Raw genomic sequence first — 12840 nt, 5'->3', positions numbered from 1 at the left:
CAAAATTGAAAGGAATGTTCAAACATGAAATTATCTTTGCGAGGTATTGTATTCAGCGCACTCATGGCAGCCATACTTGTTCTTTTTGGTTACATAAGTATTCCCATCGGGTTCTCTCCTGTGCCGATTACTCTGCAAACTCTTGCGGTTATGCTGGCAGGAGGACTACTTGGCCCATTATATGGTTTTCTAAGTATCGCTCTGGTCGTCATCCTGACTGCAATTGGCTTCCCGCTTCTGCATGGCTCAGGCGGACTCGCAGTACTCCTCGGGCCTACCGGGGGATATGTTATGATGTGGCCCTTCTCCGCATTTCTCATTGGATTATTGCTCACCAGAATCAAACTGAAAGGATTCGTTGGTTATTTCCTGGCCTTTATCGTATTTGAGGTGTTTGGTTCATTGTTGATCTATGTTTCGGGCGTGCCCTGGTTGGCCTATGCTTACAAAATGTCATTACCTGAAGCCATGATACAAGGATTCTATCCCTACATCATAGGTGATCTGATCAAAGCCTTGTTCGCTGCGATCATCATCGCGCCTGTGCGCATGGTCTTCCCCCCACAGCGATTGACTGGCAACATGAATTCAACAGTAGTAAAGACCGACTCCTGATCGCTACTCATATAAAATAATATTGAACTGAATTTGTGAACAAAAGCCGCGTCCACGTAAACAGAAAACATTCTGTTCCACGTTGGACACGGCTTTTGTTAATATTACTATTCTTGTTCCTGTCCCTTTCCACCATACAGGGTAAGTAACGGTTCTTGAAGCCGAACTTGTCCCGTAATCAAAGGAACTACTTCCTCATAATTCGCAGAATTCGTAACAATAATAGGGGTTACCGTATGATAACCAGCGGCCTTGATAGCAGCGATATCGAATTCCAGCAGCAAATCTCCTGCTTTAACCCGGTCCCCTTCCTGAATATGTGATGTAAAGTGCTGACCATCAAGCTTGACGGTATCCACCCCGACATGGACCAAAATCTCAGCCCCCGTATCCGATACAACAGCCAGGGCATGTTTCTTTTTGAAAGCCACAGTAATTGTACCGTCAAAAGGAGCAACAACTCGGCCGACTGCCGGCTCAATCGCAATGCCTTTGCCCATCGCGCCGGATGAAAATGCCGGATCTGGCACCTCAGTCAGCTCAACAATGGTCCCCTCGATTGGACTAAGTACTTCTTGATCCGATGATGCCGCTGTTCTAACTGATGGCTTGGTAGTTTCCGTGCTTTTTTCTTCTTCTTCAACCGGATCTTTGAATCCCATAATGTACGTCAATGCAGCCGAGACAACAAAGGATACGCAGATCCCAAGGATCAGTCCAGGGAAGCCTTCTCCACCCGGTCCATAGAAGATGGGCAAAGTCAGTAGTCCTGGAGCACCCGAAGCAAATGCCTGCGTACCTGCCTGACCAATGATGGCCCCACCAACAGCACCCCCAATAACTCCTGCGATAAATGGACGTTTGAGTGGCAAAGTAACACCATAGATGGCAGGCTCGGTAATCCCGAACAAGGCTGTCAGTGTCGATGAACCTGCCAGTGTTTTCAGCTTTTTATTTTTGGTTTTCAGCATAACGCCGAATGCAGCTCCGGTCTGTGCGAAGATGGAAGCTGTCGCAGCCGGTTTGACGCCATCACGTCCATATACAGCAACGTTGTTAATAAATACGGGAATGAGGCCCCAGTGAATTCCGAAAATAACGAGCAGCTGCCAGCTTGCACCCATAACGGCTCCGGCCAATAGTGGACTGAATCCGAAGGCGGCCACGAGTCCTGATGCAATGGCATTACCTACATATACTCCAAATGGACCGAATACGAGCAAGGTAAGAGGTACCATAATGACAAGCAAAAATAATGGAGTGACAAAATTTTTCACACTTTCGTGAAGGACTTTATTGAAGAATTTCTCCAATTTGCTCATGACGATGACTGCCAGAATAATAGGGATAACGGTAGATGAATAATTCATCAAAATCACAGGGATACCGAAGAAATCGGTTGGTGTTCCCTCCGCCTTCAGCGTGACGATGGAAGGATAGATCAATGCGCCAGCAATGGTCATCGCCACAAACATGTTACCCTGGAATTTGCGAGCGGTCGTAACCGCTAACAGCAAAGGCAGGAAATAAAACAGGCTGTCTGCTGCTGCAAATAAGATCTTATACGTGGTTTCCGTCGTTTCCAGCCAGCCGACATTGCTTGCAATAAGCAGCAGCCCTTTTAAGATACCGGCTCCCGCCATAACACCTAGCAGCGGTGCGAAAATACTGGAAATCACATCGATAATCCCGCCTAAGCCTTTCGCGGACTTACTCGGCTTTTCCTTTTCGGAAGAGTCATCCAAAATGTTGCTGATCTGACCAATGGCGCTATAAACTTCAGGCACCTTATTGCCCACGACCACCTGGAACTGACCCCCATTTTCCTTGACTGCGATGATTCCTTCTGTCTTTTCTAGCTTGGCTTTGTCTGCCTTCGCATCATCCTTCAATACAAATCGCAAACGTGTTGCGCAATGTACCAGTGATACCACATTCTTTTCACCGCCGACCAGCTCGACGATTTCTTTTGCAAGTTTTTCCTGACTCATGATGTGCACCCCCATATTTACTAAAACAGGCACCTTACCGATTTTTTTGCACGCAAAAAACCTAAGCCTTGAGTAAGTTTTGGACACATCGGTCCTGCCTTCTCATGACTTAGGTTTTGCCTGCATAACCAGTAACAATCCCAGTTAAATCGTATTCAATTCCTGTTAATCTCATATTATTATGATTTAACCAAATTTGTCAACATTTTAATTATTATCGATTAACGACTCTTTCAATGTGGACGGTCAGATACAATTTTTCTTCGTTGGTAAGCTGATGGTTATATTCCTTGTTAACGAACATTTCGATTTTTTCCGTACATGCCGCTGCTTCCGGGTGCTTCTCTTTTATCATGTCGTAAAAGTGGTCATAGTTGTTGTCATAATGCGTCCCGCTTAATACCCTCTGGGAGAAAAACTTCAAATGCGTAATGAAGCGAAAATAGCTAAGAGACTCTTCATCGAATTCCATCTTGAAGTGATATTTCGCTATATTAATAATCTGCTGAATAAACTTCGTGATGTTCATCGTTGTAATAACTTCTTCATTCATCTCCGCATTGACAATATGCAGGGCAATATAAGCTGCTTCATCCGGCGGAAGCTCAATATTAAGTCTCGACTTGATTTGCTCCAGCGTTTTCAGGCCTAGTCCGAACTCAGCCTTGTACAGCTGTTTGATTTCCCACATCAGTGCATTCTTGATTTCTACCCCTTCACGATATCGTTCAATCGCAAAGTTAATATGATCTGTCAGGGAAACGTAGATATTTTCATTCAGCTTACGGCCCAGATTCTCTTTGGCGTAGGTAATAATTTCTTCCACAATTTCGATCAGTTCCATTGGCACTTCACGCAGCAGCATTTTGAAATTGTCGGATGTCTGCTTGTTTTTAAGCGCAAATACTTTCTGGATGCGGGTCTCGTCTACTTTATCCCCCGGCTTTTTCTTAAAGGCAATCCCACGCCCCATCACCACAAGCTCTGCTCCATCCGCCTGATAGATGCTAATGACGTTATTGTTGATAACCTTTGCAATTTTCACTTCAATCCCCCCGTCACGATCCACTCTCTTGGCAGTCATATATCGCCTTTTGGGCATACAAAAAAAACCTGAAGCATCACAAAATAAACAAGACATATACGTCTGTTTTTTTGGTGCTTAGGTTTTGCCTACTTCAAGTAGTAACAATCCCAAAACGATATAATTGCGTCAAGTATAGCGCGAAGAGACACATATGTCAACGCTTTCAATGAGGGAACAATCGGAAGTTCCATGAAGAGTGGTCCTTCCGATATGATCATGGAGAATGCTCCTCATCCTCCCCTGCTTATTCTGATTCTAAATTGCTGCCATCCGATTCAATCACATTTTTGTACCAATGGAAGCTCTTTTTCTTGATCCGCTTGAGGTCACCCTTACCTTCATTGTCACGGTCCACATAGATGTAACCATAGCGTTTTCTCATCTCTCCTGAAGAAGCGCTGACAATATCAATAGGTCCCCAGCTTGTATAACCGATGATCTCTACACCATCCTGCAGAGCTTCACCCATCTCGGCCACATGGCGTTTCAGATAATCAATCCGATAGGCATCATCAACCTCACCTTCAGGGGTAACCACATCATTGGCTCCAAATCCATTTTCTACAACAAACAGCGGTTTTTGATATCGGTCATGCAGTTGATTGGCTGTAATGCGGATGCCTTTGGGATCAATCGTCCAGCCCCATTCCGATTTTGCCAAATATGGATTGGCTACAGAACCAAATACATTGCCGCTTGTCATATTTTTAACGACTTCTGGATCCGTGGAGGTTGTACGACTTGAATAATAACTAAATCCGATATAATCAACCGTATGGTTTTTCAGAATTTCCGCATCACCTGGCTGCATGGCAATATTCAATCCATGATCCTTGAAGAAACGTTTGGCATAACCCGGGTACTCTCCACGAGACTGAACATCAATGAAGAAATAGGATTCCCTGTCTTTCTCCATGCCCTGGAACACATCTTCCGGATTACAGGTATATGGATAGAAGCTTCCTGCCGCAAGCATACAGCCGATCATTGCACCCGGTATGATCTCGTGACAGGCTTTAACCGCCAGTGCACTTGCCACCAATTGATGGTGTGCCGCCTGATACTGAATCTCTTTCACATGATCACCATCCTTGAAGACAAGACCCGCGCCAAGGAATGGCAGATGCAGCAGCATGTTAATTTCGTTGAATGTCATCCAGTATTTCACCTTGTCCTTGTAACGGCTAAATACAGTTTTCGCGTAGGTTTCAAACAGAGTTACCAACTCACGGCTTCTCCAACTGCCATATTTCTCAATCAGATTGACCGGTACATCGAAGTGAGCAAGCGTAACCACAGGCTCGATACCATGCTTCAACAATTCATCGAACAATCGATCATAAAATTGCAAGCCCGCTTCATTCGGCTGTGCATCTTCTCCGGTTGGGAAAATCCGTGCCCAGGCAATCGATACACGCAGCGCTTTGAATCCCATCTCGGCAAACAGAGCGATATCCTCGGGATAACGATGATAGAAATCAATTGCTTCATGCGAAGGATAAAACTCAGTTTCCAGCGGGGTCAATGCAAGGACATTGCCCTTCATAATGCTTCTGCGATTCTCTCCTGTCGGCAGCAAGTCAACAATGCTCAGCCCTTTGCCATCTTCCAGATAAGCGCCCTCTGCCTGATTGGCAGCAATGGCTCCCCCCCACAAAAAGTCTTTAGGAAACTTAAAATTAGTCATCCGTATTCTCCTTCCAAATATGTAATTCTGTTATCCGCTCCAATCGCAAGAAATATTAAAAAGACAAAATATTTATGTTGAACTACACATTTACATCATAAACGGAGAGGACAGAAAAAATCTGGAGAAGCGGAGAGTTCGCCTTTATCCCCGGATTTCCCCTTTAAAAAGAGAATCAAAAAAACTGGGGATAACAACGATCGGAAGATTGTTCTGGCCGCGCAGTGTCCAATGTAAAATCGTTCGTTCAACTTAAATACAAAAAACCCGAACCAGCCTGGATACACGTTGCAGTGTATACAAGCCAGCTCAGGTTATGCCCATATCGGTAACATTCCCAGATCACAATTATGCGGATTGGATAAAACTTTAGCAAGGAATAGCTGAATTGTCAATTTTATTGCGACTGGGTAGCAGAAATTGGATTAGATCTTTCCAATTCTTCGCCTTAACGATTAACGAGACGTATATCCTGCATCCGCGTGAATCGTAGTACCTGTAACGTAGGAGGCGGCGTCAGATGCCAGCCAGAGACTTGCTTGAGCAATTTCATTAGGTTGTCCAAAACGATTAAGCAAGCTCAGCTGAGGAGCATATTCCTCTGCCGTAAAACCGAATTGATCCAAAGCACCACGTAGCATGGGTGTATCGATTGCTCCTGGAGCAACCGAGTTAACACGAATGTTGTGTGGTCCGTTCTCCATCGCGGCTACTTTGGTCATGCCAACCACGCCATGCTTCGCAGCTACATAAGCAATGTTGTTGGGTTGGGGACGGAATCCGCTCACCGATGAAATGTTAATAATGGAACCGCCTTTGCCTTGTTTCAGCATTTGCTGAAGTTCATATTTCATACACAGCGCAGTACCTGTCAGGTCAACCGAAATCAGGCGATGCCAGTAGGCTTCGTCAAATTCAGCTGCTGGTTTGTCATCTGGTGTGAGTGCGGCATTATTCACAGCTACGTCCAGTTGTCCATAAGTCTCGACTGCGAATTTCACCATGGCCTGTACTTCTTCTGATTGGGAAATATCGACTTTTACGAAAGCGGATTCACCACCTGCCGCACGAATGGATTCAACTACAGCCTGTCCCTTCTCTTCGTTAAAATCTGCAACGATCACCTTTGCTTTGGCTGCGGCAAAAAGTTGAGCAGTTGCTTCACCCATGCCCATCGCCGCCCCGGTTACAATGGCTACTTTACCTTCCAATACGGGAAATGTCATATGAATACCTCCAATAATATTAAATTTAAACAATCCTCAATATATCCATATCATTAACCTGAATCAATCCGTAATATGCCTGAAATTGTACGTTACTGTACACTTGATAATATTTTGTACACCAAGTTGCAGAAACAAGTGACATGAACGATACTGTAAACGAGGTGAACTATTCATGACAGATCGAATTGACAAACGCGTTTTGCGTTCTACATCGGATATCAAAGAAACTTTTCTACGCTTGCTTTCACAAAAGCCTTTTCAACAGATCTCCATATCTGAAATTGTCCGGGAGGCCAATTATAATCGGGGCACATTCTATGCCAATTTTGCAACCAAAGAGGATTTGCTTCGTGAGGTTATTCAAGAGGTTTTAACCGAATTTATTCACCAGATCAAGAATCCCTACAGGTACATAACCAAAGTCAATTTAAAAGAAATGCATGCCGAAGATATTACGCTGTTTATATATTTGAAAGAACAAGCTGCATTATACAAATTGTTATTAAGTGATCATATCCAGGTGGATTTCCGCTACCAAATGGCGAGAGTCATTGAGGATCTTTTTGTAGCAGAATATGAGTATGAGCTTGAGGAAGGGTCGGTTATCGATCCCAAATGGCTATATATCTATCGGGCACATGGAGTCGCAGGTCTTTTGATTCGCTGGATTGAAGAAGATTTTCCAACGACTCCGCAATATATGAACACACAAATTGTAGAATTAATGCTGTTGTCTACGGAAGTTTTTCATGTGAAAAAATAAGCCACCACATCCACCTACGATATTCCATAATTGTCATAATCGCTAATTTCCACATGAAATATCATCCAATTATCATGGTATTTTCTTTGAATGGATCATGATATATTTGCATTTCAGAAAACGTTTTCAATACTTAATTTGGTGGTGATTCCATTTAAATCAATCCAGGGTATTGTTCTATGCTGAGCTTAATTCCTCATTTTTTGTAAGCGCTCTATTTTAGTTCAACGATAATAATTACAAAGGAGAATATGTTAATGAACAAAAATCGCAGATCGTTTCTCTCACTCACTATTGTAACGACAATGATCCTGTCCCTGTTCTCATCCGCGATCGCTTCTGCTGCTACTGATGACTCGATTCAGGCAAGTGCAGCCGCTGCTCCAACCAATATTCAATCCTATGTTACTGCGATGGAGCCGGGCTGGAATCTGGGCAACTCCCTTGATGCTGTTGGCGCAGACGAGACGGCCTGGGGTAACCCGCTGATCACTCAGCAACTGATTCAGAATATTGCCAATCAAGGCTACAAGAGCATTCGTATTCCAGTGACCTGGCAAGCTCATATGGGTGGAGCACCCAACTATACCATTGATAGCGCTTACATGAATCGTGTACAACAGGTTGTAAACTGGGCGCTTGATGCCAATCTGTATGTCATGATCAATATCCATCACGATTCATGGCAGTGGATCAGTTATATGGAGAATGACCATGCCAATGTTCTTGCTCGTTACAACTCTGCCTGGACTCAAATTGCAAACAAATTCAAAAACTCATCCACTAAGCTGATGTTCGAAAGTGTAAATGAACCACGCTTCACCGAAGGTGGTACAACGAATACCGCTACTGCTTACGCTTTGCTGGATGAGTTGAATGTATCATTTCATAATATCGTGAGAGCATCCGGCGGAAATAATGCAACACGTCCATTGGTCCTTCCAACGATGCATACTTCCTCCGCTCAAGCAGATCTCGATGCATTATCCCAGACGATTGCAAAATTAAATGATCCTAATATTATCGCTACCGTTCACTACTATGGCTTCTGGCCATTCAGCGTGAATATTGCAGGTTACACCAAATATAATGCTGAAGTGCAGCAGGATATTACCGCTACATTTGATCGGGTGTACAATGCATTTACAGCCAAAGGCATTCCGGTTATCGTCGGTGAGTATGGCTTGCTCGGCTTTGATCAGCACACGGGCGTCATTGAGCAAGGTGAGAAATTGAAATTCTTTGAATTTATTGGCCAGTACCTGCGTCAGAAACAGATGACCACCATGTTATGGGATAATGGGCAGCATTTCGGTCGTACCAGCTTCACCTGGTCTGACCCAGACCTGTATAACACAATGAAAGCAAGCTGGACAGGTCGTTCCTCCACAGCTGAATCGGATCTGGTTTATCTGAAAAAAGGTGCTGCAATTCAGGATAAAACCGTAAAACTGAATCTCAATGGCAATACATTTAGCTCTCTTGCTAATGGCAGCACTACCCTAGTTCAAGGTACAGATTACACGATCAGTGGTGATGTGCTGACGTTAAAATCAAGCCTGTTAACCAGACTGACCTCGTCCGGCAATCTTGGTGTTAATGCCAAGCTGACCGTCAAATTCAACAAAGGCGCAAACTGGAACCTGAATATCATCAAGTATGATACGCCTAAACTGAGCAATGTAACGGGCACAACGAGCTCGTTTGCGATTCCGACTACCTTTAATGGCAATCAGCTGGCCACCATGGAAGCCACTTATACAAGTGGAGGAAACGCAGGTCCGCAAAACTGGACTTCGTTCAAAGAATTTTCATACGCTTTCAGTCCGAATTATAGCAGCAACGTGATTGAACTGAAACAAAACTTCTTCAACGAAACAAATAATGGCGAAGTCATTCTCAAGTTCCACTTCTGGAGCGGAGACGTCATTACGTACAAAATTACGAAGAATGGTTCCAGTGTTGTCGGAATCTCTTCCTGATAGGGTTTCACAGCTCAATGTGTAGCACATAAGAATTCAATTCACAAAACGTTCTGTCCAGGGCAACAGGCTCTGGACAGAACGTTTTTCATTTATACTTGGTTCATCCGACAGGCGACAAGGAACCCGCGATCAGGTGATTCACAATAAAAATGAAACATCTCCACTCCGGCTGTGAATGACATAAGTTGCTCCCAGACCTTTATAAACAAGTTCAACATGAGGCCTGTTGCTGGAAACGACATAGAGTTGTTGCGGACACAAGCTGTGACACAGCTCAATGTCCTGGCAGCACTGCGGCACACTATTTTCAAATACAAAGGCGTTTTTCACTACAAATTTGAGCGGAAGCTGATTACGGTCTGCCATCTCCTGAATATAACAAACAGTAATTGCACCAAGCGATTGAAGCTGTTCCCTCTCTTCTTCGCTGTGTACAAGCACGACAACCGCAAATCCCCTCTTCAGTAATACATTCACAAAATTTTTCCCCGCCTCACCGTGTCCTGTCGATACAACCATCAATGCTTCATCCATTGCCGCCAACCTCGCCTTCACATCAGACCCTGCAAATGCCGTCTGAAGTACGTTATGTGCGAATCATAGTCCTCTATCCCCATCCCCGCAATTCAACTGCATCCGATTTCTGCACTGTTCTGATCGATTCCAGGCAATCCTGGAGATCATTTCTCGTGTAATCTTCTCTTTGCGCCGTTATGCGGCAATTTGCTCAGTCTGTCATGAGCGGAAGAAAAAATCGGGTTATTCGAGTCCAAAACGAAGATATATCTCTAGTTAATCGCTTACATGTGAGGATTCCAAACCAAAAATCGGAAAATCAGGCGTATATCCATCCCGGTTGATTTTACTTGAGCTCTGTTCAGTCGTAACATAAACGGCAGGATAACGAAAACAATAGAAAACAATAAGGTGATTTTGCCTATGGAGGTTGGATCGCGTGATTGCAAGTTGTGCTGTAGAAATTCCACCGGGGACTCGTGTTGAAGCTCGGATTAGTTCCATGGAGATTATTCGTTACGATATGCAAAAATTACCCTTCATAGCGCGGGATCATTCATCCTGCTACTGCGGATTGTTCAAAATCTCATGCGGGTATGTTCATGGTTTTGCCGAATTTGAATTACCTGAGGGCTCCCATCCTTCTGATCTGGTAAAATGGGCTTCAATGTTCCGAGCTTTAAAAGGCATGGAACTGTCACAGGTCATGCACTATATTCAGCAGCATCATACGCTCTGGGGAAACGAACGCATGCTGTTCCTGCATGAAGCCGTCAATAATTTGCTTCTCAACCTGGAGCAAAGCAGCACATCTGATGTAAAGTTAAACCGGGAAGAAATCCGTGCCTTTCTGATGCAATACGCACTGACGTATTATTCTTTTTGACACCTTTTGTTTAGAAAGAAATATACATAAAAGTGCAAAGAAACCCTGGTGTTATACACCGGGTCTCTTTGCATTTTTCGACCTGCCTTTTTCAAAAATTCCTTATTCCAGTTCAGTAAATTTCACAACGATTAGTGCTTCCCCATTGGCTTGAACACGGCCTGTCATAGTTGTCATCACCTGTTCAATTCTATCGTTCCCATTCGGGATGAGCACAGGTGTAATCAAAGGCAGTCCTGCAGCCTGAATAGCTTCCATGTCAAATTCAATCAACAGTTGTCCTGCGGTTACGGTGTCTCCGCTATTCACATGTGCGGTAAAACCTTCACCCTTCAGTCCAACGGTATTAATTCCAATATGCACAAGCATCTGAACACCTGTTTCATGTTCCAGGATTACCGCATGTTTGCTCTTATTCATCACATGAGCGATGACACCGTCAAAAGGTGCAAATACTTTGCCCTCAGAAGGCTCAATAGCGATCCCTTCTCCCATATGCTTTTCTGAGAATGCAGGATCAGGAACCTGCTCCAAAGCAACAGCTGTGCCTGTGATCGGTGATGCAATCTCCAGCATATCCACCTTGGTACGATGGTTAACGGCCTGGCTGGCAGATGAGTTTGACTTCTGCGACAGAACTTTCGACTTTCTCTCTTTTCCTACATTGCTTGGTACTTCCTCCGCAACTGGCTGATCCTTATATCCAAAGAACCAGGTAAGTGCAAATGCAATTCCCATGGCAACCACGTTTGACAAAATGTACAAAGGCAATTGACTGTTCAAATACAGCAGGGTTCCCGGAATAACCGTCACCGCCATGCCTGTACCTTGCAAATGGAACAAGGATGCGAGAAATCCACCTACAGCGCCTCCGACAAGACCCATGATAAACGGTTTCATATACCGCAAGTTAACCCCGAAGATAGCAGGTTCGGTAATCCCTAGAAATGCAGAGAATGACGAAGGCAGTGCGAGTGCTTTCAGCTTTGTATTTTTGGTCTTCAACCCCACCGCCAGACAAGCTGCTCCTTGCGCAGCCATAGCACAGGTAATGATCGCGTTGAACGGATTAAAGCCCGTTTTCTCCAGCAATTGAATCTCCAGAAAGTTAAAGATGTGATGAACACCGGTAACGACAATAATTTGATGGAAGAAACCAATAATAATACCCGCAATACCCAATGGCAGCCCCAATACGGCTGTTGTGCCATGCAGCACCCACTCCTCCAGGGAATGGAATACCGGACCAATCGCGAAGAGCCCCAGCGTAATCATAACCGTCAGCGTAATAAAAGGGGTAAGAATTAAGTCGAGCGCCTCTGGCACGCGTCTTCTCAGAACCTTCTCAAACTTCGCTCCGATCAACCCGACGAAGAACGCAGGCAGCACGGAGCCCTGATAACCGACCACCGGTATGAATCCGAACATGTGCAGCGGCTGTGCTGATCCATCGGCCACAGCGTATGCGTTGGGCAGCGCCGGATTCACAAGCATGAGACCCAATACGATGCCGAGAACTGGACTTCCGCCAAACACACGGAACGCAGACCAGGCTACGAGTGCAGGCAGAAATGCAAAAGCCGTATCCGTCAGGATCTGAGTAAATAGCAAGAAATTGGGCGAAATGTCCTCCGGTGTTGCACCAAATAGCGATAAAATTTCATTTTGAGTGAGCAGCCCCCGCAGACCCATGAACAGCCCCGTTGCGACCAGCACAGGGATAATCGGGACAAAAACGTCACCGAACGTGCGAATGGCCCGTTGAAAAGCATTGCCTTCCTTTTTGCTCTGACTTTTCACGTCTTCTTTCGAAGATCCTTCAATTCCGAGCTTCTCAACCTCTTCGAATATCCGGTTCACTGTTCCTGTTCCAAAAATGATCTGATACTGGCCCGAGTTGAAAAAGGCCCCTTTAACTTTGTCGATGTTCTCGACCTGCTTCTGATCGATCTTGTCCTTGTCATTCACCATGATCCGAAGACGTGTTGCACAGTGTGCAAATGATGCGATATTTTCTTTGCCCCCGATGGCACGAATAACGTCCTGGGCAATCTGCTGATTATCCGACATGGTACTTCATT

At 44.7% G+C, this 12840-nt stretch carries 10 protein-coding genes; 4 read left to right on the top strand and 6 right to left on the bottom strand.

Annotation, left to right across the window (positions count from 1 at the left end; genetic code table 11):
• The first annotated feature begins 24 nt into the window (after positions 1–24).
• A complete protein-coding gene (locus ACFVQB_RS04310; RefSeq protein WP_379435156.1) occupies positions 25–615 on the top strand; it encodes a biotin transporter BioY in 591 nt (196 codons plus the stop codon).
• A gap of 107 nt (positions 616–722) precedes the next feature.
• Here the strand turns inward: ACFVQB_RS04310 and ACFVQB_RS04305 are convergent, their stop codons facing one another.
• The 4 genes from ACFVQB_RS04305 to ACFVQB_RS04290 all read right to left on the bottom strand — a co-directional run bounded on the left by ACFVQB_RS04305 (position 723) and on the right by ACFVQB_RS04290 (position 6606).
• The gene (locus tag ACFVQB_RS04305; protein ID WP_379435155.1) at positions 723–2606 is read right to left on the bottom strand and encodes a beta-glucoside-specific PTS transporter subunit IIABC; all 1884 of its coding nucleotides are present in this window, start codon (positions 2604–2606) and stop codon (positions 723–725) included.
• Between the two features lie 214 nt (positions 2607–2820).
• Positions 2821–3651 carry a BglG family transcription antiterminator LicT gene (licT, locus tag ACFVQB_RS04300; protein WP_379436311.1) on the bottom strand — a complete coding sequence of 277 codons (831 nt, stop codon included), beginning with the start codon at positions 3649–3651 and terminating at the stop codon, positions 2821–2823.
• 286 nt (positions 3652–3937) lie between these two features.
• Positions 3938–5380: a 6-phospho-beta-glucosidase gene (locus ACFVQB_RS04295; protein ID WP_379435154.1), complete on the bottom strand. Its 1443-nt coding sequence runs from the start codon at positions 5378–5380 to the stop codon at positions 3938–3940.
• Positions 5381–5835: 455 nt separating this feature from the next.
• Positions 5836–6606, bottom strand: coding sequence for an SDR family NAD(P)-dependent oxidoreductase (locus ACFVQB_RS04290; RefSeq protein ID WP_379435153.1), 771 nt, complete (start codon positions 6604–6606; stop codon positions 5836–5838).
• Between the two features lie 175 nt (positions 6607–6781).
• On the opposite strand from ACFVQB_RS04290, the gene ACFVQB_RS04285 reads away from it, so the two are divergent.
• Both ACFVQB_RS04285 and ACFVQB_RS04280 read left to right on the top strand, forming a co-directional pair.
• Positions 6782–7372 carry a TetR/AcrR family transcriptional regulator gene (locus tag ACFVQB_RS04285; RefSeq protein ID WP_379435152.1) on the top strand — a complete coding sequence of 197 codons (591 nt, stop codon included), beginning with the start codon at positions 6782–6784 and terminating at the stop codon, positions 7370–7372.
• A 257-nt stretch (positions 7373–7629) separates the two neighbouring features.
• Complete coding sequence (locus tag ACFVQB_RS04280) at positions 7630–9354, top strand: cellulase family glycosylhydrolase (RefSeq protein ID WP_379435151.1); 1725 nt, start codon at positions 7630–7632, stop codon at positions 9352–9354.
• A gap of 141 nt (positions 9355–9495) precedes the next feature.
• Here the strand turns inward: ACFVQB_RS04280 and ACFVQB_RS04275 are convergent, their stop codons facing one another.
• The gene (locus tag ACFVQB_RS04275) at positions 9496–9891 is read right to left on the bottom strand and encodes a hypothetical protein (RefSeq protein ID WP_379435150.1); all 396 of its coding nucleotides are present in this window, start codon (positions 9889–9891) and stop codon (positions 9496–9498) included.
• Between the two features lie 421 nt (positions 9892–10312).
• Between ACFVQB_RS04275 and ACFVQB_RS04270 the strand changes: the two genes are divergently transcribed.
• Positions 10313–10759, top strand: coding sequence for a hypothetical protein (locus ACFVQB_RS04270; RefSeq protein WP_379435149.1), 447 nt, complete (start codon positions 10313–10315; stop codon positions 10757–10759).
• Positions 10760–10861: 102 nt separating this feature from the next.
• On the opposite strand, the gene ACFVQB_RS04265 is transcribed toward ACFVQB_RS04270, so the two are convergent.
• Positions 10862–12829 (bottom strand): sucrose-specific PTS transporter subunit IIBC, encoded by a 1968-nt coding sequence (locus ACFVQB_RS04265; RefSeq protein WP_379435148.1) that lies wholly within the window; start codon positions 12827–12829, stop codon positions 10862–10864.
• Positions 12830–12840: the final 11 nt, after the last annotated feature.

Source organism: Paenibacillus sp. NPDC057886 (genome assembly GCF_042796655.1).
GTDB lineage: Bacteria > Bacillota > Bacilli > Paenibacillales > Paenibacillaceae > Paenibacillus.
This window is presented reverse-complemented; position numbering and strand designations above follow the sequence as displayed.